30 protein-coding genes are annotated in these 19,320 nt (G+C 63.6%); 5 read left to right on the top strand and 25 right to left on the bottom strand.

Going from position 1 to position 19,320, the window contains the following annotated elements:
- Window position 1: 1 nt before the first annotated feature.
- The 17 genes from AVAK2825_RS01720 to AVAK2825_RS01805 all read right to left on the bottom strand — a co-directional run bounded on the left by AVAK2825_RS01720 (window position 2) and on the right by AVAK2825_RS01805 (window position 8,997).
- A complete protein-coding gene (locus AVAK2825_RS01720) occupies window positions 2-1,387 on the bottom strand; it encodes a phosphoadenosine phosphosulfate reductase domain-containing protein (RefSeq protein WP_349817152.1) in 1,386 nt (461 codons plus the stop codon).
- Window positions 1,380-2,000, bottom strand: coding sequence for a DUF4406 domain-containing protein (locus AVAK2825_RS01730; protein ID WP_284393571.1), 621 nt, complete (start codon window positions 1,998-2,000; stop codon window positions 1,380-1,382). The genes AVAK2825_RS01720 and AVAK2825_RS01730 overlap by 8 nt, the downstream gene beginning before the upstream one ends.
- Window positions 2,001-2,012: 12 nt before the next feature.
- Window positions 2,013-3,296 (bottom strand): DNA cytosine methyltransferase, encoded by a 1,284-nt coding sequence (locus tag AVAK2825_RS01735; RefSeq protein WP_284393573.1) that lies wholly within the window; start codon window positions 3,294-3,296, stop codon window positions 2,013-2,015.
- A 40-nt stretch (window positions 3,297-3,336) separates the two neighbouring features.
- Entirely contained in the window at window positions 3,337-3,567 is a 231-nt protein-coding gene (locus AVAK2825_RS01740; RefSeq protein WP_284393575.1) for a hypothetical protein, read from the bottom strand.
- A 3-nt stretch (window positions 3,568-3,570) separates the two neighbouring features.
- The gene (locus AVAK2825_RS01745; protein ID WP_284393576.1) at window positions 3,571-3,780 is read right to left on the bottom strand and encodes a hypothetical protein; all 210 of its coding nucleotides are present in this window, start codon (window positions 3,778-3,780) and stop codon (window positions 3,571-3,573) included.
- 30 nt (window positions 3,781-3,810) lie between these two features.
- The gene (locus AVAK2825_RS01750; RefSeq protein WP_284393577.1) at window positions 3,811-4,029 is read right to left on the bottom strand and encodes a hypothetical protein; all 219 of its coding nucleotides are present in this window, start codon (window positions 4,027-4,029) and stop codon (window positions 3,811-3,813) included.
- Window positions 4,026-4,301: a hypothetical protein gene (locus AVAK2825_RS01755; protein WP_284393579.1), complete on the bottom strand. Its 276-nt coding sequence runs from the start codon at window positions 4,299-4,301 to the stop codon at window positions 4,026-4,028. The genes AVAK2825_RS01750 and AVAK2825_RS01755 overlap by 4 nt, the downstream gene beginning before the upstream one ends.
- A gap of 14 nt (window positions 4,302-4,315) precedes the next feature.
- On the bottom strand, window positions 4,316-6,274 hold the full coding sequence (locus AVAK2825_RS01760; RefSeq protein WP_284393581.1) for a replication endonuclease: 1,959 nt from the start codon (window positions 6,272-6,274) through the stop codon (window positions 4,316-4,318).
- Between the two features lie 14 nt (window positions 6,275-6,288).
- Window positions 6,289-6,699: a hypothetical protein gene (locus tag AVAK2825_RS01765; RefSeq protein WP_284393583.1), complete on the bottom strand. Its 411-nt coding sequence runs from the start codon at window positions 6,697-6,699 to the stop codon at window positions 6,289-6,291.
- Window positions 6,696-6,857, bottom strand: coding sequence for a hypothetical protein (locus AVAK2825_RS01770; RefSeq protein WP_284393585.1), 162 nt, complete (start codon window positions 6,855-6,857; stop codon window positions 6,696-6,698). Before AVAK2825_RS01770 ends, AVAK2825_RS01765 begins: the two co-directional genes overlap by 4 nt.
- A complete protein-coding gene (locus tag AVAK2825_RS01775) occupies window positions 6,854-7,120 on the bottom strand; it encodes a hypothetical protein (RefSeq protein ID WP_284393587.1) in 267 nt (88 codons plus the stop codon). Before AVAK2825_RS01775 ends, AVAK2825_RS01770 begins: the two co-directional genes overlap by 4 nt.
- Window positions 7,117-7,269 (bottom strand): hypothetical protein, encoded by a 153-nt coding sequence (locus tag AVAK2825_RS01780; RefSeq protein ID WP_284393589.1) that lies wholly within the window; start codon window positions 7,267-7,269, stop codon window positions 7,117-7,119. The genes AVAK2825_RS01775 and AVAK2825_RS01780 overlap by 4 nt, the downstream gene beginning before the upstream one ends.
- On the bottom strand, window positions 7,260-7,685 hold the full coding sequence (locus AVAK2825_RS01785; RefSeq protein ID WP_284393591.1) for a DUF7673 family protein: 426 nt from the start codon (window positions 7,683-7,685) through the stop codon (window positions 7,260-7,262). Before AVAK2825_RS01785 ends, AVAK2825_RS01780 begins: the two co-directional genes overlap by 10 nt.
- Window positions 7,686-7,801: 116 nt before the next feature.
- Window positions 7,802-8,224, bottom strand: coding sequence for an Ogr/Delta-like zinc finger protein (locus AVAK2825_RS01790; RefSeq protein ID WP_284393592.1), 423 nt, complete (start codon window positions 8,222-8,224; stop codon window positions 7,802-7,804).
- A gap of 66 nt (window positions 8,225-8,290) precedes the next feature.
- The gene (locus AVAK2825_RS01795; protein WP_284393594.1) at window positions 8,291-8,443 is read right to left on the bottom strand and encodes a hypothetical protein; all 153 of its coding nucleotides are present in this window, start codon (window positions 8,441-8,443) and stop codon (window positions 8,291-8,293) included.
- 34 nt (window positions 8,444-8,477) lie between these two features.
- On the bottom strand, window positions 8,478-8,756 hold the full coding sequence (locus AVAK2825_RS01800; RefSeq protein WP_284393596.1) for a hypothetical protein: 279 nt from the start codon (window positions 8,754-8,756) through the stop codon (window positions 8,478-8,480).
- Window positions 8,757-8,775: 19 nt separating this feature from the next.
- Window positions 8,776-8,997 carry a hypothetical protein gene (locus AVAK2825_RS01805; RefSeq protein ID WP_284393599.1) on the bottom strand — a complete coding sequence of 74 codons (222 nt, stop codon included), beginning with the start codon at window positions 8,995-8,997 and terminating at the stop codon, window positions 8,776-8,778.
- A 102-nt stretch (window positions 8,998-9,099) separates the two neighbouring features.
- Between AVAK2825_RS01805 and AVAK2825_RS01810 the strand changes: the two genes are divergently transcribed.
- From AVAK2825_RS01810 to AVAK2825_RS01830, 5 genes are all read left to right on the top strand, one after another.
- Entirely contained in the window at window positions 9,100-9,777 is a 678-nt protein-coding gene (locus AVAK2825_RS01810) for an XRE family transcriptional regulator (protein WP_284393601.1), read from the top strand.
- Window positions 9,778-9,779: 2 nt separating this feature from the next.
- On the top strand, window positions 9,780-10,262 hold the full coding sequence (locus AVAK2825_RS01815) for a BRCT domain-containing protein (RefSeq protein ID WP_284393603.1): 483 nt from the start codon (window positions 9,780-9,782) through the stop codon (window positions 10,260-10,262).
- Window positions 10,263-10,297: 35 nt separating this feature from the next.
- Window positions 10,298-11,191 (top strand): DUF6402 family protein, encoded by an 894-nt coding sequence (locus tag AVAK2825_RS01820; RefSeq protein WP_284393605.1) that lies wholly within the window; start codon window positions 10,298-10,300, stop codon window positions 11,189-11,191.
- The gene (locus AVAK2825_RS01825) at window positions 11,188-11,535 is read left to right on the top strand and encodes a hypothetical protein (RefSeq protein ID WP_284393607.1); all 348 of its coding nucleotides are present in this window, start codon (window positions 11,188-11,190) and stop codon (window positions 11,533-11,535) included. Before AVAK2825_RS01820 ends, AVAK2825_RS01825 begins: the two co-directional genes overlap by 4 nt.
- Window positions 11,536-11,836: 301 nt before the next feature.
- Window positions 11,837-12,349, top strand: a complete 513-nt coding sequence (locus AVAK2825_RS01830; RefSeq protein WP_284393610.1) for a hypothetical protein — start codon at window positions 11,837-11,839, stop codon at window positions 12,347-12,349.
- A gap of 30 nt (window positions 12,350-12,379) precedes the next feature.
- Here the strand turns inward: AVAK2825_RS01830 and AVAK2825_RS01835 are convergent, their stop codons facing one another.
- The 8 genes from AVAK2825_RS01835 to AVAK2825_RS01870 form a co-directional block, all read right to left on the bottom strand.
- Window positions 12,380-13,435: a contractile injection system protein, VgrG/Pvc8 family gene (locus AVAK2825_RS01835; protein ID WP_284393612.1), complete on the bottom strand. Its 1,056-nt coding sequence runs from the start codon at window positions 13,433-13,435 to the stop codon at window positions 12,380-12,382.
- A 3-nt stretch (window positions 13,436-13,438) separates the two neighbouring features.
- Window positions 13,439-13,903, bottom strand: a complete 465-nt coding sequence (locus AVAK2825_RS01840; protein ID WP_284393614.1) for a phage tail protein — start codon at window positions 13,901-13,903, stop codon at window positions 13,439-13,441.
- A 24-nt stretch (window positions 13,904-13,927) separates the two neighbouring features.
- Window positions 13,928-16,555: a phage tail tape measure protein gene (locus AVAK2825_RS01845; RefSeq protein WP_284393616.1), complete on the bottom strand. Its 2,628-nt coding sequence runs from the start codon at window positions 16,553-16,555 to the stop codon at window positions 13,928-13,930.
- A 49-nt stretch (window positions 16,556-16,604) separates the two neighbouring features.
- The gene (locus AVAK2825_RS01850; protein ID WP_284393618.1) at window positions 16,605-16,736 is read right to left on the bottom strand and encodes a GpE family phage tail protein; all 132 of its coding nucleotides are present in this window, start codon (window positions 16,734-16,736) and stop codon (window positions 16,605-16,607) included.
- Window positions 16,737-16,744: 8 nt separating this feature from the next.
- A complete protein-coding gene (locus tag AVAK2825_RS01855) occupies window positions 16,745-17,083 on the bottom strand; it encodes a phage tail assembly protein (RefSeq protein WP_284393620.1) in 339 nt (112 codons plus the stop codon).
- A 123-nt stretch (window positions 17,084-17,206) separates the two neighbouring features.
- Entirely contained in the window at window positions 17,207-17,716 is a 510-nt protein-coding gene (locus AVAK2825_RS01860) for a phage major tail tube protein (RefSeq protein ID WP_284393621.1), read from the bottom strand.
- Between the two features lie 45 nt (window positions 17,717-17,761).
- Window positions 17,762-18,958, bottom strand: coding sequence for a phage tail sheath subtilisin-like domain-containing protein (locus tag AVAK2825_RS01865; protein ID WP_284393624.1), 1,197 nt, complete (start codon window positions 18,956-18,958; stop codon window positions 17,762-17,764).
- Between the two features lie 134 nt (window positions 18,959-19,092).
- Window positions 19,093-19,302: a hypothetical protein gene (locus tag AVAK2825_RS01870; protein ID WP_284393626.1), complete on the bottom strand. Its 210-nt coding sequence runs from the start codon at window positions 19,300-19,302 to the stop codon at window positions 19,093-19,095.
- Between the last annotated feature and the right edge of the window lie 18 nt (window positions 19,303-19,320).

Raw genomic sequence — 19,320 nt, forward strand, 5'->3', positions numbered from 1 at the left:
CCTATTCACAGAGCCCGTATGCAGAGCTGCACGCGGTGGGTTCATCCAGCACTGCCAGCAGATCGAATTGCCGGCCGCCGCGTGTGGTGTTCGCCCACTCGATGCGGGTCCATATGTTCAGATCGGCGAACACCTGCCGGCGGTCCCGCCCGTCATGGGCATCCGCCACGAAGGTGGAAAAGCCGCGCTTCGAGCACTTACCTACGATGTGCTCCCATTCGGATATGCGGGCAGGGTGGGCAGGGAACCGGCTGGCGATCTGCCGCAGCTCTGGCTTGTTCACGTTGATGCACGGCATGCATCCAACGCGCGTCATCCCCTGGCGATAGAGCGGGTTCGGTTCGATCCCGCGCGCCGCCGCGTAGGCGAAAACCTGCTCTGCGGTCCATGCCGCAATGGGCCGCATGATCCATAGGCCACGACCCACGCGCTCCACCTTCTTGACGTTGCGCCGGTTCAAGGATTCGTCACGTCGCACGCCCTGCCAGCTGATGACACGGTGGCCGGCCTCCATCAGTTCCAGCTGATAGCCGACCGCAATATTGCGCTTCAATTCTTCGGTGCAAAACTGGGCCTTGCGCGACGGGAAGCGCCCCTTCCACATGCACAGATCGAGGAACGGATTCCCGCTCGGGTACATCACCGACAGCGCGCGGCGCTTGGCCTTGTTGGTCCACCGCACGCGGCGGCCACCATCCCACCCCCACGCCTGGCGCGGAGCGTGTTCGCCCGTTGGCAGGCCGTCTTCCCCCAGCACCGGGAACATGCGCACGGCGCCGGCCTTGTCGCGCAGGTACACCGGATTGCCCGCGCGATCCGTCTTCGGCACCTTGCGGTATTCGCGGCGCGTGCGCACATCGCGTGCGATGAAAACGCGCTTGGCGGCGAGCTGCTCGGTGAAGTCCGCGCGCAGCCGGCGAATCTTGATGCGCAGCGCCTTTTCGAGGTAGTCCAGATAGGCGTAGGTGTCTTCGTGTTCGTTGCCCGTGTCGCAGAAGATCGGCACCACCGACCCAGCCGGGCACCTTTCGAGCGCGATCAGCAGCGTTGCCAGCGAGTCCTTTCCACCTGAAACGGAAATGACGTGCACCACCTTCGGCAGGACCGCCACCGCCACCGCCACGTCGATGGCGAACACCTCGACGGGTTCGGGGCCGAAGTGCGGGTGCGTGATCGTGGTTTCCCGGTAGCCGCGCCACTCGCGCACGATGCGGCGATCTGCATCGCCGGCCGCCGGGTATCCCTTGGTAAGCACGACGCGCCCGAAGGTTCGGCCCTCCAGTCGGCGGCGCCAGTAAGGCGTGCGCTCGCGGAATTCCTCCACCTTCTGGCCGTCGCGGATGGCATCGAAGTACGCCGCCTTGAGCGGCAAGACCAGATCAGCCATTGCAGCTTTCGGGCTGCTTGTAAACGACCTCGAAATCTGAGCCGGCACGCGGCATCTGCTCGTGGCGCTCCACCAGCTCGGCGCCGTTGCGAACCTCTCCTGTTTCCACCAAATAGACGCACTGCACGGCTGGTGCTGCGCCGCCCGTTACCGGGGCCTCGATCGCCATTTTTTGGATAGCGACCACCGCGTCAGCGAGCGTGACAAGTGCGGTGTCATGGTACGGCTGGCGGCTGAGCGTCACGCTCCACACCTCGCCCTCCTCGGTGCCCACGTTCGCCCAGGCTGCAACCGGAACACCTTCGGGCCAGTAGTCCGCCGCACCCTCCGAATACAGCACCTGCAGGCCCAGGCCGGCAGCCAGCGCTTGCTCAATACGCGCGCCGCGCGAGCGCTCCCAGCCGGGCAGAAGGAACACCGCGTCACAGGTGACCAGCCGCGGAATGTCGGCGCGCATGCAGTCCAGCCATTGCGCCGTGGGGTCGGCGTTGATTTCGGCCGGATTTTCGACGTGGTGCCCCTCGGCGCGCAGCGCTGCCGCGGCAGCGTGGAAGGCGGGAAAGTTCAGTTCGGGATAGCCCGTCATCGGGCCTGCAACGTAGATGCGCTTCATGCTTCTTTTCTTTCAAGCGGCAGCACGCCGCACAAGTTCGACAAGTGCCGCTGCAGCCTGCAGCGGTACGACTCCATTTCCGACCTGGCGCAGCTGGTGAGCGCGGGATTCGTCCACCAGATAGGCCATCCCATCAACCAGCATCCGAACGCCGGGTTCAACCGCCGGGGCAAGGTCCGGGCGGTGGGCGACAAAGCCCGCCCATCGAGGGTCGATAGGACCGGGCGCAAAAAGTGGTGTTCCACGAAGTTCGGAAGCTGTTCGCCACCCGTGTGGGAGCGGCTGGCCTGGCTGGCTTCGCTGTTCGGCGTTCGGTAGTCGCGACTGGCTGGCGTTGGCCATTGCTGGGTTGCCCTGTGAAGCGTCAGCATTTGGGCATTGGTCGATCCGCTCTGTTCTGCGTCCTGCGCCATTGGCGTGGGCCACTGGGCAGCATCCCTGCTCAGGTTGCCGGCCTGGGTTGACTTCACATCCGGGCTCGGCCGGCGCCCATCGTGAGCCGTGGGCGTGGGCCAGTTCTGCGCCTGCCCCGTCAGCGTCAGACGCTCCAGGCCCGGCATCCCTCGATCGCGCGTGTATTCGTTGCCCTGGCTGTTCGAAACGCTGGGCGTCATCCAGAAGCTGGGTTTCTCCGAAAACTCCACTGCGGCCACCGTCAAGGGCATTCCCGCCCCGTTGCCGTTCCCGTGCTTGGCCTTCAGCTTCGCGGCCCTGGCGTGCCACGTCGCCGGGGTCTCTCTGTCGTTCGGCACCGACGCGGCCGGCGTCGGCCACGCGCCACGCGAGGCAGAACCACCGTGCGCGTCCGTGGCTGGCGCCCACATCGGACGCGGAAAGAGTGATCCATTCCGCGTTCCACCCGCGGTCGGCCAGTTCTCCCACGACTCGGGCGGCGGCGCGTTCTTCGAGCGTTCCTTCGGCTTCGTCCACAGCGGTGGCGGTGGCAGTAGCGATGGCGCTGACGTTCTCCAAAAAGAGGAACCACGCGTTGCAATCGTCAGCGAGGTCCAGGATGTTGAAGAACAAGCCGGAACGCTTGCCATCAAGCCCAGCACGCCGGCCTGCAATGCTGATGTCCTGGCATGGGAAGCCGGCAATGAGGCCATCCACGCGTCCACGCCACGCTGGGCCGTCGAAGGTGAGCAAGTCAGACCAGACAGGCGCCGGATCAAGGGCTCCCGCTTCCATAAGCCGGGCAAGCTGCGCGGCTGCAGGTGCTTCCCGCTCCACGTAGCAAACGGTGCGGTGCTCGACGCCCAGTAGCTCGAATCCGGCTCGGGCGCCTTCTCCAAGCATGCCGACGCCGGCGCATAGTTCGATGGAATGTAGAGCCACATCAGAGGCCCTCACCGCGCACCACGCGCTTTCCGGCAATCAGGCTGGGGTGCCTGTCGTGCATCGACCGATGCCGCATTTCAGGGCAGGTGTACGTTTCCGCGTCCTGCCAGTTCGTGCGAATCGGCAGCGCGGCGCCATAGCCCACGCGCTCCGCTTGCTTGATCTGCGCCCAGCGCGACGGCTCCACGGGGTGGCCCAGGGTGGCCGAATTCTTCGTTTTCACAGCCATGGCTCAGCCCTCCACGCGCTCGACGCGCAGCACGCCCTTGCCGGTGGCCAAGTGCGCGTGCGCCTCGGCCTGGGTGGCATTGGCTGCGCGCAGCCTGATGGTGGGCAACAGCTTTGCGTCTGCCAAATCCTCAACATCGGACGGGTTGGCGTTGTCGGGCACAAGGTGGGCGCGGTAGCTGTGCAGCGGTTGGGGGTTTTGGTTGGTTTGCATGTGCTCTCTCGGTTTGGGTTGATTGACGATTCAGGCCACCAGCTGCAGCTGCGCCTGTTTTGGGTCTGGTGCGGCCACGGCCGGCGGCCGGCGCCTGCGGCGCGGCTTGGCTTCGGCTGCCAAGCGCTCGCGCTCGGCGTCGAACACCTGGCGCAGGCGCTCGGGCGTGGTGGCCTCGCTGCGGACGTAGCCGCCGGCAAGCGGGCGCTGGAAGCAATGCACGCGCGGGTCGGTGCGTTTCGCGTTCATGGGGTGTGGCTCCTTTCAGACTGGGTGGAAATGGGGTGGGGAAAGTCGGTGCGCACGGGGCACGCCTCGGTCAGCGCCGCCAGCAGATCGCCCAGCAGCTCGGCGGGCGTGGCCAGCACCTCGCGCTTCATCTGCTCGCGCGCTGCCGGGCCGTCCTGCATGTCGTCGCATCGACGGCGGGCGGCCAGCAGCACTTCGGCGCGTGTCGGCGGGGTGGGTTGGTCGCTTTCGGCCATGCCGCTGCGCGCCTCGGGGGCGGTGGTGGGTTGCATTGCTTCGCTTTTCATCACTGCCAGCCCTCCGCGAGGGCTGGGGACCGCAGGGCGCGGAAATGGGCCAGTGCTTCGGGGGTGCACCAGTCCTCTTTTTCGTGGTCGCCGCGGCCAAAAGCCAAGCGGGCCAGATCGCCCGTAAGGCGGGCCGTACAGTTATTGAAACCAGTCCAAGCGCGCGGCAAAGCCGCGCGGGCCGGGGCCTCGGCCTGGCCCTGCGCTTGATCTGCTGGATTGCCGACATCCGCTGCATGCGTGCTCTCGCCCAGGACGGGCGCCCACGCAATGCGACGACTCACCAACCACCGGCCGCACATGCGCCCGCGCTGCGGCTGCAGGCCCACGATGCGGCCGACCTTGACCTCTTCGCCGTATTTGTTGACCTGGCCGTCTTCGGGCGTGCGGTGGGCCGTGCGCAGGTGCCACTGGCCGCGTGGCAGCGCGTGCCCGCCCATGGCTTCCATGAATGCCCGCCAGTCCGCCCGAATCTCGCCGCGTCGATGGCACGCGCCGAACGCGCGCAAAGTGGCCCGGTCGCCCTCTCGCGCGAACAGTTCGAGCTGGTCGCCCGACACGCGGCGCAGCTCGCGCCAAACCGTCACGCTGGGCATGCCGATGGTTTGAAACTGCCGAATTCCCCAGGTGGCCGCCCAGGCGTCCACGCGGCGAAAGCCCACGCCGGTTTCCTTCACGTCGGGCTTGCCCTGTTCTCCGAAGTCCATGGTGATCTGCTCGCCCTGCACCACGTCCATGTGTTCGGCCAGGGCCAGGTGGCCCACGCTTTTGGCGATGTACTTCGCCACGTAGCCGGCGGCGCCGCCCTTCACCATGCGCTTGACGTTCACGCGGTTCTCGACGGCCCCGCGTTCGCTGCCGTCGTCGCTCAGCCAGTATTTGCGAATGGCCGCCTCGATCAGCGCCGCACCTTCTTCGCATTCAGCCCACACCAGCGCGTGCCAGTGCGGCGTGGCGTCGTGGTGCGGCTCGGCCACGCGCAGGCCGTACATACGCACACCCTTGCGTGCCAGCGCGGCGCGGGTCTTGGCCCACATGTCGCGCAGCCACAACTGGCCGTCGCGCGGAGTGGCGCCCTTGTAGTTGCGGTTCGGGATGGGGCGGCCACCGCTGCCCAGCTTCACGGGATGGAATCGGCTCGGCAGCGTCAGCGTCAGGAACAGGCCCACATGCGCGTTGGCGTCGGCGTATTCCTCCGCCCCGCGAATGCGCGTCATCAGCTCTCCGCCGCGAATGATCGGGTTCGCCGTGCCCAGCTCGGCCAGTTCGCGCAACGTGAACACCTGGCCGGCCTCATTGCGGTACAGCGTGTGCCCCAGCGCCTCGGCATTGCGCTTGATTTGCGCTTGCCGGCGTTGCAGTCCGTCGCTGCTGACGTAGCCGCCGCTGGCCTTGTGCACCAGTCCCAGGCCCACCGCGCCGGCTTCCACCACGCGCGCCACATGCACGCGCAAGCGCCTGCGCCACCACGCCGCATCCTGTGCGCGCTTGATGGCCGGTTCACCTTTGATCGGCTTGTCTTCGGTGATGCCCACGCACCGCACCAGCATGCGAATGGAGTCCACGCGGGCTTCCAACCCGTCGCCACGGCCGATGCACAGGGCGTCCAGTTCGTCGGCTTCGGCGGCCAGCTTCTTGGCCATCTCGCAAATTTCGAAGTCCGGCAGGTTCCACAGCGCCGCGGCGCCGTAGTCGTCTTCATATGCCGCGATGGCCTGCATCAAGTCCCACGCCACGGCCCAATCGGGTGGCGTGGCCAGGAACTCTTCCGCGGTCTGCGCCATGCCCATGACGGGCGCCGCCGTCGCGCCGAAGCGCGAGCGGATGGCCGCCTGCCAACCGGCCGGCGCGCACTTGATGACGCGTTCCATGTGCCGGTTGGCGGCGTGCGCCGTGGGCTTGTGCCGCTCCCACTCCGCCAGGCTGGCGGTGGGCGGCTTTCGCGGAATCGTGGCCATCGTTCTGCCTCGCCTTACACGCGCGCGGCCAGCGCCGTGATGCGGGTGAAGTGCTTTTTTGCCAGCCGAATTTCAGTGCGCAGCGCGTCCTGCTCGGGGGGCGGCATTTCCTGCCAGTCGCGGCTGGCCAGGGTGGAAAGTTCATCGACCTCCAGCCCGATGCCGGCCACCATCACCAGCACCATTCGCCAGCGGATCGGCAGCCCGCGCCATTCGAGCGATGCCGCATCCCGGAACTTGCCCCGGCTGGAGCCACGCACGTATTCGTCGCGCAGCTCCACAAGGCGCTGGAGCACCTGAGGGGGCGCCACCACCGCGGGCGGTAGCTCCACCTGCGGCGGCTTGGCCAACAGATCGAAGTCAGGCGCAAGCACCGCGGTCACCAGCCGCAGGTGCGTTACACGGTCTTCCAGCGGCTGTTTCATGCGCTCGCTTTCGCCACACCGAAGCCGCGCACGTCGCCATGCAGTCGGTCGGCCACGTCAAAGGCACGATCCCATGCCGCCGCAAGGCTGGCAGCGATCAGGTGGAGCGACACACGCCGGCCATCGGCCGCGCGATAGGTCATTGCGTACATGCTCATGTGGGCAGGTTCCAGCCGTTGGATTGAAGGAAGTCCAGCAGGCGCGGCCACACGCCAGGTAGCTCGGCCATTTCCTCGGCACAGACGTGGCCCGCCCACTCGCGCGCCACCGCCGCGGCGATGCACTCCAGGCGCTCGGAAATTTCGGGGTCTTCGGCGGCCAGGCACAGGGCGCGCAGGGCGTATGCCTCGCCGTTGGTCAAACGCAGGGGCGTGCCGTTGTCGGCTGGCAGCGCGTGGCGAATGGGACGGGGGGCGCTCATTTGCCACCCCGCAAAGCCATGCCGAAGGCGGCCAATCCAACCACCGCCAAGGCGGTGCCCAGCCACACCAGCGGCTCGGCATTCATGGCCATGCCGCCCGCCGTCGTCGCGGCGGAAAGGAGGCTGAGGCGATAGGCAATCACTCGCATGGATCGCACTCCAGCCCGAATGCCTGAAAGCGCACAGCGGGCACCTTCTCCAGATAGGCTTTTTTGCACTTGCCTTTGAGTTCCCACCGATGGGCCATGCTTTCAAAGCGCGCGCCGAAGTCAGTGCGGCCATACATGCGGTTCAGCCATTCGTGCACTTCCATCCGCGGGTTCGCGTCGAACTCCAGCAACGCCAATGCGCGCTTGAGATTGGAGGCATCGAACAGCCGCAAGTCCGTCAGATCGAACTCGAATCGGTCGCCGTTGTAGAGGCCCAGCAGCAAGCGAGCAGCCACGCGCGCGCCGCTGTGGGTTTGGGTGGTGGCCAGGATGAAGAAGTGCGCCAGGGCCTCGATGGGGTCACCAACGGCGCGTGTCGGTACAGGTTTCTTTTCAGTCGCGGTTTCTGCTGTCATGGCCGTCCTTTCGGTTTTTGGGCGTGAGAAAGTCCGCAGCGCCTGAAAACAGGCTCTGTCGGTGTTGCGAAACAGGGATGGGTGCCGCTGCTATTCAGCGGCTCAGGGCACGCGCGTTACGTCGTGTTGGGCACGGGCGCAGCACCTGCGAACAGGTCGCCCGTGACGGGCGCGGTGTAGCGGGCCTGGTGCTCTGCCTGGCCGGCGTTGTCCAGAACCACGCGCATCAGGTCGCGCCGCACGTGGTTGGACAGGGGGATGGATACCGCGGGGTTCGGCGTGGCCCCAGGGTTCAACAGGCGAGAGATTTCGCCCGTGAAAACGAACGTGCAGCCGCACTCCACATTGGTGCACTGGTAGATGGTTTCGCGCATGGTCTTGGTGACCGCGGCGCTTGTCCGAATCTCGCTCTGTGCATCGCACATGGGGCACGCCATGCGGGTGCCCTCATACCGCAGGCGCTTGCCCTGGTGACTGGTGCGCGAGCGCGCAGGCTGCGCGGCGTGCAGCGCCTGGTGCTCGGCGTCTGTGTGCATCATGTTGTCTTCCTGGGTGGGCATCGGTTGCGGCTTTTGAGCGGCTCTTGAGCGGCTATTTGCTGCCCGTCAGGCAGCCGGCGTGTCCTGGCCCTGGCCTTGGTCGCCCAGGTAGGCCTCCAGGCCGCGCAGGTACATGCGGCGCATGAAGCTGGCCGCGCTGCGGTCTTCCTGGGCGGCCAGTTCCTTGGCCTTGTCCAGCTCTTCGGGCCACAGGCGCATGCCCGTTTGCTCCATCTTCTTTTTGGGTTCAGCCTTAACGGGCTCGGCCAGACGGCCGGACGCCTTGCTGGCTCTCACCAGCGCCTGAAAGCTGTTGGGGGCGGTCTGCATCATGTTCATCCTTGGTGTTGTCTATCGCCAATTTCGGGCCGGGCCGCTTGCCCGTCATTTCGTAAACGCTGCGCTCGATCTGCCTGCTAATCAGCAGCTCAATCACCGCGGTGGTGGTGGGCAGGCCGTAGTGCTGGCGCAGCAGCTCCAGGCGGTGCTCCAAGTCGGCGGAGACTTCCACCAAGTTCTGTTTGGTCTGCATTGCGCATGGCTTTCGCTCTTTAGCGGCCCAGTTGGGCGGCATTGGCTGGTGGGGCATCCCCCATCAATCCCAAATCCTGCAGCGCCTTTTCAGCCGCTCGCATCGCCATGCTCTCGATCAGGGTCGCTTTCTGCATTCCCAGGCGGGCGGCCAGCACAGCCAACAGCTGCTGGTCTGCCTTTTTGAATCGCACGGTGTGACGGAACACGCGGGCGTGCTCCTCCCTGTTTTCGTATGCCATTGCCAAGCCTCCCCGCCTGTGTGGCGGTGTGTACCATCGTGTTAGATGGCGTGTTTACCTATTGCGCCGAATGGTAACGCAACTTTTTGCGTATTTCAAGAAATGAACGAAAAAATTAGCGCAGGAATTTCTGAGCGATTCAGAAAAGAACGGGAGAGGCTGGGTCTGACTCAGCAGGAAATGGCGCTGGCAGGCCATGTTGCCCACCGGACTCTGCAAGGTTGGGAAGCCGGGAGCTTTGCCCCCAAAGCTGAGTTCCTTGCACAGGCCGCAGATATCGGTGTTGACGTCGGCTATGTCATCACAGGAAGGCGCAACTTTTCGCGTGATGTTGGGCCGCCGACCGGTGACGCTGACTCCATTTCTCTTCCTTTACTGAGCGCCACAGGCAGCATGGGCCGAGGCAATGACCTCATCACAGAGGATGTGATCCTAGGCAACGTACCTATCTCGCGCAGATGGCTTGATATGAACTTGCCGCGGAGCCGGCCCGAGGCCCTGCAACTGGTACATGCGTATGGCGACAGCATGGGCGAGACGCTACGGTCTGGCGACTTCGCGATTGTGGATACAGATTGCCGAGTGGCAGATGTCAGCGGCGTCTATGTTCTGCAGGCCAATGGGCAGCTGTACATCAAACGTGTGTCTCGTTTGCTGGATGGCACGCACGAAATCACCAGCGACAACCCTAACGTCCGCACTGTCGAGGTTTTGAATGGATCGGAGCCGGTGCGCATCTGCGGCCGGGTGGTGTACGGGTGGAATGGTCGGAGGTTCTAGCCATGGAAGTTCTGCAATTCACGTATACCAACGCAGCCGGCGAATCCAAGCTGCGAGTGGTATCCGCTTGGACAGAAGAAGGACACTACATCGTAGGCAACGACGCCCAAGCCGGTGGGTCACCGCGCACTTTTCGGAAGGACCGAATTTCCGAGTATTTGGCCGGGTGTGAGGCTGCGCTGAAAACGCCGTTTGCCGGCCCTCCGCCACAGTTGTCCCGTTCGGAACCCGAAGAAAGCCGCCCTCAAATTCTGTTTACCGGCTTTCCTGCAGCGATGCGCGAGGCGCTTGAACTGGAATGCGTCACCGCTGGCCTGTGCGTGGTGAAAACAGTTACTCAGCGGCTCGTCTTCCTGTGCGCAGGACCGAACGCCGGTCCTTCGAAAATTTCCAAAGCGCGTATTCAGGGAGCTTTCATCGTGACGCAACTTGACTTGCCCGAATTGCTTCAATCTGGAGTTCTACCAGATCGCATATTTGACTAATATATTAAATAACTTTTTAATAAAGGGATGGTTTTATGAACGATATATTGCAAGATGCGCTAGCTTCAATTGGCGGAAATTCTAAAAAGAAAGAGCCGACATATCAAACCAAAATCTTTCAACTACGCGATATTCCCAATGTGATGCGATCAAGGCTGGGCTGGCCTGTCGCCGCCAGTTTGATGGATAGGTGGTTTAACGGGTCGGCATTTGCGATGCCTCCTGAAATGAAGGAAAGCCGGGGAATCTATCCACTCAACAAATTGAGTCCGGCCCATCTTGACGATTCCATTGTGAAAATGTCATGGGCTCTCGGGTTCAACCGAGTCCGCACGGCAATGGCTCAATTGCAAGCGAAGTGGGACAGCCCTGCCGGAATCAAGCAATTGAAAACGAGAGTGGATAGGGTTAGCGCCCGACACGTTGGCCAATGTTGGCGGTTCGGAAACTTGGGACTTTCGGCAAAAGAGCTGGACGATTCTTGCCAAGTCAATTTCCTGCTCTTCGGAAAAATGGGTGATCCCATGGATGATTTCTACGGTGCCATGGGTGAGGCACAAATCAAGATCGCCGTTTCCGGCATCGTAACCCCTTCCGCCGATGGCAAGGCATCAATTGAAATTGACGAGCTTGGATTCTATTTGCGGGATGCATACGATTTTCAAGATGGCAATAACTTCATTTCTCAGCCTTTGGGATGCTGGGGATTTAATGGCGTCGAGTGCGACACATCCTTTCGGGGCGGCATCAACATTGAAGAAGAGATTGCTGATATTCCCCCTGCCTCGGCGGCCGGACGTAAATATTTGGTCCAAAACTCAGATTTTCAAAAATGGCGCTCAAAAAATCAACGCGGTGGCGACTTCATGGTTTTATCTGACGTTCATCGTGTGCATCTTCCATTCTCGAAGAAGATCGTACTTCAATGATGAAGAAAAATAAGCGCCTGTCAATCTGGCTTTTTTTTGCGCTTGCGCTGACCACGTTCGTTTGGTATGCAAGCAAACCCGCTTTCAAGGGCGAAGAGATAAGCCCGATGAAGGTTTACCGCTTGGAGTATTACGATGCGTCACTCATTCAGCGCGCCATTCATTACCAAATGAAAACCCCTTCATTGGTGAGGCTGTATCGCATTCAGCCCGAAACTTTGTTAGGTGAGAGTGCAATTGTCGATCTTTGGATGAATGGCACTCCGTACTGGTGGACTGACCCGCCAGCCAATGCCGTGGTCGTCGGCAGCAGCGTTGTATTCGAGAATATTCCGCCCGAATGAAAGCCATGCTTTCGGCGTTTCACTCCACCAAATTTTTTCAACCACAACGAAGAGGGTCAATACACCATGAGCAACGATCACAAGAAGTCACCACCACCCGCGCCCCCACCAGCTACCCCGAAGCCGGCGCCCGCTCGGGAGTGGCACCGGGAAGTAAAAGATTCTGGCGAAAGCTATGTGACACGGAATACCAGCCCACCACCGCCGCCGCCAGCACCCAGCCGCAAAAAGTGAATGTGGCGGCTGTGCGCAGATTTAGCGGAGGATGCAAATTTGCCGATAGCTGCCCATACTCCTTCCCATGAACACACCTTCTGACGACGAGTGGAATCGCATCTGGGCGTGCCGCTGCGAACTGTTGAACTGGGCGCGCATCACCTACCGCTATCACCGCAAGCGGCAGAAGTTTTTCGACCTGGCAGACAAGCTGACGCAGGTTGCCGCGGTGACGGGTGGCGTCGCGGTTCTTGGAAAGACGCTGGGCGAGTACCTGCCATGGATTGGTGGCGCAATCTCCCTAGCCGGCTTGCTTGCGCTGGTGTTCGGTTACAGCGACAAGCGCCAGTGCCACAAGGAAATCGCGGAGCGTGCCAACAGGCTTGCCGGCGACATATCCGCCCTTCCCATCAATGACCTTGATGAAAAGCACATCAGCGCATGGGAGCGCATCCGCTGTGAAATCGATCTGAGCGAGCCGCCAAACCTCAAAACGTTGGTTGCGAAGTGCGAGTGGGAACAGGCCGTGGCGGACGGCCATCCAAACCATGCATCTGCCCCGCGCTGGTGGCAACAGATGCACATGCATTTCTTTTGACCAATCTTTTGAAGATCGGCCACGCATCCCTTACCGCGTTGCCCGCACCCGAAACTTCTTTTTCGGGTGTTTTGCGCCGCCGTGGGTTTCCAGTTCCAGCCGCGTGGTCAGGCCGTTGTCATCCAGCGTGTGCTCAGCCGACTTGCACAGCCAGTACGTGGCATCCACCTCGGGCTTGAACCCGCTGACGGTCACCGGCGTTTGCACGCGCAACGCCGGTTGCCCGATGGCCAGGGTAATTTCCAGCGTGGCCGCGCCGCGCACGATGCGGCCCATTTCGGCGCGGGCGGCGGCCATGGCATCAGCCTCGGTGGCGTAGCTGTCGCGCAGGGTTTTCAGGTTGTCTTCGGTGCCGGCGATGGCTGATCTTTTCTCCGCGCTGCCGTTGTCGTGCCACTGCGCGCGCACGCCGGTATAGCTGTCGCGCGCTGCCACGTGGTAGCGGTGGCGGTCGCCATCGGATCGGGTCAGCGTGATGCCCTCCAGCTCTTCTCCGGCCGCATTCGTGGTGCTACCGATGGGCAGAAACACCAGCCGCCCTTTCTTCACGGCGGCCACAGCGTCGTGTTGCCGGCCCAGGCGCGTGAGAAAGTGCACATCGCTTTCGTTGGTCTGGTCGATGTGCTGCACCACCGTGCCGGCCAGCGTCTCGTCCACCTTGGGCTGCAGCTTGTTGCGCGCGGCGATGTCGCGCACGATTTGGCCCAGCGTGGCCCCGTGCCAGCTGTGGCTGGCGCGCTGGCGCAAGGTGCTGCGCAGCTCGGCACTGCGGCATCGCAGCTGCACCACGTCCGGCGCGCCGCTGTGCTCGATCTCGTCCACCGTGTACGTGCCCTTGTCCACCATGCCGGCATGCTGGTAGCCCAGCTGCAGCGCAATGGTGGCGCCGATGGGCGGCAGGGCCAGGTTGCCGCGCGAGTCGTCCAGGGTTATTTCCAACTGGTCGGCCTTCTCTCCGCGGCTCTCGCGCAGCTGCAGCATCTTGAGCAGCGGGCGCACGGTCTGCGAAATGTCGCGGCCATTTACCACCAGGGCATACAGCACCTTGCGGTACGCGCCTGCGGTTTCGTTCGGGTCTTGTGCCATCGGTCAGTCCACCCACCAATCCCAGTCATCGCCGGCCCACCAGTCGCCCCAGTCGTCGCCGCCATCGGTGCCGCCGGCCGGGTCGGCCAGGGCGGAATCCACGCGGGCCAGTGCAATGGTGAATTCGGTTTTGCGCGGCACGCCCTCGCGCACGAAGATGCTGCCCGTTTCCTCGATGCTTTCGATGACCCACGCGCCGAAGGCTTCGCCCGCGCCGTTCACCAGGGCATAGGCCGCGCCCTTGTCGGCCATGGCGCGCAGGCGGTCCAGTGCCTTGCGGTCGCCCATGAACTCGGGGGCCTGCAGCCCGGTGAACGTGATGGTTTCTTCGCCTGGCCCCACGTACTGGCGCGCCGGCATGGCGCCCACGCGGCTATTGCTCGGGTGGCGCCAGCTGCTGCTGCGGCGCAGCTCCTGAAAGGCCAGCGTGTCGATGGCGAAGATGAATTGTCCGAGCGCGGCCATCATGTTGCGGCCTCCTTTCGTGCGGGGTCAGTCGATGTCATCCATGCGGCTGTAGCGCCGGCTGGCGGCCTCGCGGTCGCGCCGCTCCAGCGCGGCAGTGACGGCACGGGCAATGGCCTGTTCGTCCATGCCGGGCGCCGCGTTGATGGTGATTTGGTATGTGCTGCGGGCGCTGGTGGCCGGCCCTTGCGCGAGGCTCTGGCCAGTCATGGCAAGCGGCTGCATGGTGGCGGCCGATGCCATGCCTTCCCCCATGCCCATGGGCACGATGGCCGCCGCCGCCATGCCCAGCGCAGCGGCCCGCACGCCGGCAGCGCCGCGGTCAATCCCCAGCGCCGCGCCTTCGCCTACGTAGCTGCCCAACTCCATGAAGACGCGGCTCGGGCTGTGGATGCCCAGCACCTGCTTGAACCAGTCGATGGCATCACCCGCCACCGTGCTGATGGCATCGCGCACGGCGGTGATCCGGCTGATAACGCCATTGCTCAAACCGTCCATCAGGTCCGCGCCCGCGGTGAAGAAACGGTCCTTCAACGCCACAAGGTCTTCCCACAGCGCGGTGGCACCAGCAGACGTATTCGCCCACCAGGTGGCCACCCCGTTCGACAGCTCGGCCCAGATTCCCAAAAGCCAACCCTTCACGGTGTCCCAATTGCGCCACAGCACAAACGCGGCGGTAGCAATCGCACCGATCACCAACACGATGGGATTGGCGATCAAAAACCCCGCGAGCAGCCGCAGGCCGGCCAGCGCCATGGCGGCGCCGCCGCGCAGCAGCAAGAACGCCCGACCGATCACCGCCGAAACGCTGGTGAACAGGGTGCCAATCCATCCCCACACCCGCCCCAGCACGGCCCCAGCCGCCCCGGTGAAACTGAACTGCACGCCCAGCCTCGCCAGCAGCATGCGCAGCGCTGCGCCCTTGAGCAGGATGATGCCCACGGGGATGGCCAGCGCGCCCACGCCCACGGCCAGCATCGCCAGGCCGGCGGTGGTGTACACCATGGCCTTCGTCAGTAGCGGATGGGCGCTTGCGAAGTCGCCCATGGCGCGCACCACCGAGTTAAGCACTTCCAGCAGCTTGACGTAGCCCGGCAGGGCGGCCGTGGACATTTCCGCGTACAGATCATCCCGGCGCTTTTGCAGGTCGATTTCCTTGCCTTGGGGTGTGTTCTGCGCCATGCCATGCAGCTGGGTGATGTTGGCTGCTTTGGAATTCAGCTCGTAGCCCTTTTGCACCATGGCACGCTGCTGATACATGGTCGCCATCAATGCGCCCGCATTGGTGTTGGAAAAGATGCTGCCGATCGCATCAATGGTTTCTTGTTCCGACTCGATGCCCTTCGCCCGCAACGCGGGAATCAGGATCTTCTCCATCCATTCAAACTGGCTTCGCCGGAACACGTCGGCGCCTTTCAAAGCGCCCGGGTTCAGCTGCGAGGTCTGCCCCACCTTGTCATGCTTGACCTTGCTGTAATCCCCGATCAGCCCGAGGCGTTCCAGATTCAGCGCGGCGCGCTTCGTGGTCCTGCCCTGATACAGGTTTTGGTAAGCCGCAGTGAGCCCAGTGCCCACCGCATCACCGCCCATTTCCTGCACCAGCGGCTCCAGGCGATAGAAGAATTCCTTTTCATCGAATCCCTTCGCGGCCAGCTTGCCGCGCTGGATCACGTGCATCCAGTCCGCCGCCCCCACGCGGCCACCCGTGGCCGTGATGACCTGTTGCACCATGTTGGCGTTGCGCTCGAAGTCTTCCCGGTTGTTCGCCCCGCCGCGCATTTCGATGACCTTCATCATGTCCATGAATTTGCGGGAGTTGTCGGCCCCGTGCTCGGCGCCAAAAGCCGCTTCGTTGGCGAATTTCATCTGCGCCAGGATTGGCATGGCTTCCTCGGCGTGGTGCCTGTCGTTGAACACCGTGATGGCGTCCCGCATCAACTCCAGGTTGTCAAGCCTGCTTGTGCCGTAGGACTTGAAGTCCTTCGCAAACTGTATGGCCTTGCTGGATTCCTGCCCGCCCAGTCCCAGGACATTGATGCGCAGTTCCTCGGTTGCCCCATGCCGGGCCTGCCCCATCACTCCCATGGCCGCGTGCCCAGCCCTCGCGCCACCGTAGAGCATGCCGGTCCCTGCCGCTGTCATGGCGGCGCCGCGCGCAGCCATCTGGCCGGCGCTTCGCTGCGCTGCGTTCAGCTTGGCCAGGCGCTGCCGCTGCTTGTCGAGCGCGGCATTGGTCTGCTCGATGTCGGCGCGCAAACGCTCCTGCGCAGTGCCCAGGTTGCCACCCACGCCCATGGCATTCAGGGCCATGCGCGCTTTGCCGGCGGAGATGCGCTGCAGCTCCAGTGCCTCGCGGAGTTTGCGCACCGCGCTTTCCTCGCGCTTGATGCTGGCGACTGTCGCGGTGCCGCTCTGGCGCATCCCGTCGAGGACCGCCATGTGAACTTTGAGCTGATTGGTCAGCCGCGCATATTCGGCGGCCTGCTTTTGCACGCCAGATGCGGCAGCCTGCTGGTCGTTGAGTGCCTTGAGCTTGTCGCGCAGGTCTTTCAGCCCGCGTGATGTCGAGGTCGCCCCGCCCAGTACGCGCTTGAGCGGTGCCGTCACCCGGTCCATCGCCACCATCAGGACTTCCAGACGGAGCTTATTTGTCATCGTTCGCCCCCTGGCTTCGCTGGTGGTGATTTCGGTTCATGGTGCTGTCCTATGGTCTGGGCGGCGCATGCATGGCGTTGTGGCGCTCAACTGCCAAGCGCCGCCAGTGCATCAATTCGCCCAGGTGCATGGCGTCCATGGTGGGCGGCTCCCAGTGCAGAAGGATGGCCACATCGGCCATTGCATCCTCTACACAGAGAGGGATTCCATCGTCGCCTTCGGCACCAAAAAACTCACCACCTCCACGCCGCAGGAAACGAGGTCTGCGGGGTCCATTTCGTCCACCTCGGATTTGATGAGGGTCGGCACAGTGATGCGTGGCAGCAGCGTGGCGATAGCGTCCGTTTTCATGTTCACCACATCGGCCAGCAGCAGGCCCCGCAGATCGCCCGTGCGGGGCCGCATGATTTGCAGCGTGGTGATGGTTTCGCCCTTGCGTTTGATGGGGGTCTGCATCGGCACCTCAGCGCTGGGGCGGCCCGTGCTGTGCGTGGTGTTCGATTCTGCGGTGGTCTGCTCGGTGTTCATCTCGTGATTCCTTGGTGATGTTCAAAAAAACAGCGGGCGGTGCCGGGTGGCGTGCCGCCCGCTGCAAACCAGGCGGCCCACCGTTCGGGCTTGGCCTGGCAGCTTGGCAAAAACTTCTGTGCGTTAGATGCCCAGCGCTGCGCGGGTGCCGGCCAGGTTGTCCACGCCGCCCACGATTTCGACCATGTTCACCAGATCGATTTCGATGACGACCTGGCCATCCACCACTTCCTTGTAGTAGCTGAGCGTGTATTTGTAGGTGCGCTCGGTGCCATCGCCGGCCTTGGCGTTGCCGGGGTCGCGCTCCTGCAGTCGGCCCCGCATCACCACTTCCACGGGCGTGACCGCTTCGCTGTCGTCTGCCTGTACGGCGCCTGCGAAGCGAATCAGCACCGCGTCGTGCGCGGCAGCACCCCACTTTTCCGCGAGGCCGGCAATCCAGCCGGCGGCCTTGATTTCGGCTTCCATTTTTTCCTGGCCGTAGTCCAGATCGACGGGGCCATTCATTCCGCCGCCGCGGTATTCCTCCATCTTTCGACCGAGTTTCGGCAGGGTGACTTCGGGCACCTCGCCCATGTAGTTGACGCCATCCAAGAAGGCGGCGAAGGCTTTGAGCTTGCGCGGCAGGGCCATGGTGAATTTCCTTGTGTGTGGTGGTGGTCGGTGTGGGCGGGGCGGCTATTCGCCCGTGGCCACGCGCACGGCCCAGTCGGCGTAATAGCGGTCGGTGATGCGCTGGCGAAAGCCCAGGTCTTCCAGCGGGGGCAGCGGCGTGTAGTCGTAGTCGATGGTGAGCTTTCCGCTTTTCAGCAGCTCGGTCGTGTTGAATTCGTAGTCGATCCACGCGCGCCCATCGAGGATGTAGCCGCCGGCTTTCAGGCTGCGCAACCGTGCGTTGATGCCTTCCAGAATGTCTTTCACCAGGGAGGGCGTCAGCGGCTTGTCGTTGAACTCGAAATGCCCCTCGGCCATGGTGTCGGCCAACACGTGCGCGGTGCGCGTGGCGGTTTCAAACGAGAACGCTTCGACGGCGCTGCAGGTGCGGTTTCCCCAGAAGCGAAAGCCCAGCTTTCGGATCAGCGTGGTGACGTTGCCTTCATTGAGCAGCGTTGCATCGCTGGCCGGGTTTTGCAGGTCGAAGAACACGTCTTTGCTGATGCCGCTCGGCCCATTCACCGGCACGTTCGAGAGGCTCTTGTGCCAGCCTTGCGTCTGGTCGATGGCGGCGCGCAGGCCCAGGGCATGGGCAACGGCGGGCACTTCGACAGCCTTGTTTTCGGTAGTGCTCCACTGGGTGAAGTTGGGCCAGATGACCATGGTTTCACGCTTGCCGAAGCCCTCGGCGTATTCGAGCGCCTCGCTCACGTCTTCCGCGCCATGCGCATGCACGTAGGCCATGGCGCGCAGCTTCTCGGCCACGGCGGTAAGCGCTTCGGCCACCGGCTTGTTATCCAAGTTCGGCACGCCCAGGATGCGCGGTTTCACCCCCAGCTGCTGCTCGGCGGCGAGTAGCGCTTGAATGCCGGTGCGCGTGCCGTTGATGTAGTCGCCCACCACCTTGCTGGTCTGGTCGGCGGCCTTGGCCTCCGCATCGGCGCCCACGCCGTCCGCAACGCGGACGATCACCAGCACGGGGCGGGACTGGTCTGCAATGGCGGCCAGCGCGGGGGCCAGCGTGCCCTTGGTGCCCGCCTTGGCCTGGGCCTTGGCGATGCTCGTGAAAAGCACGGGCTTGTCGAGCGGGAACGCTGCCGCATCGGCATCGCTGGCGGTGGCCACCAGCCCGATGATGGCGGTTGAAACGAGGCGCAGGGACGTGGTGCCCTCGGTGACTTCGGTGACCCGAACGCCGTGATGAAAATCTGCGATGGCCATGTGTGGTGCCCTTCGGTGCGTTGCAATCGATAAGGCACTCATGGTGCTTTCGCGCGCCCGCGAAAGCCAGCAGCGGGGCCTGTGGGCGCAACACCGACACGAAAAAGCCCGCCGGGCTTGTGGTGGCGGTAGGTTCAGGCCGCTGGAGGTGGTCGGGCCGAAGGTTCCCATTCTGGCAGCCCAGCGGCGAGCGCGGCGCACGCCAGGGCGGTGCGGCGGTCCAGGCTTGCACCTGCGGACAGCATCCGCGCGTAGGTGGCGCTGCTCACGCCCAATTCCGCGTGGGCCTGGGCGTAGCTGTAGCCCATTGCGGACTGCCACGCGCGCAGGTCATCAGAGGTCATCGAAGCACTCAACAAAGC

The sequence above is a fragment of the Acidovorax sp. SUPP2825 genome, assembly GCF_030158995.1.
Lineage (GTDB): Bacteria > Pseudomonadota > Gammaproteobacteria > Burkholderiales > Burkholderiaceae_C > Paracidovorax.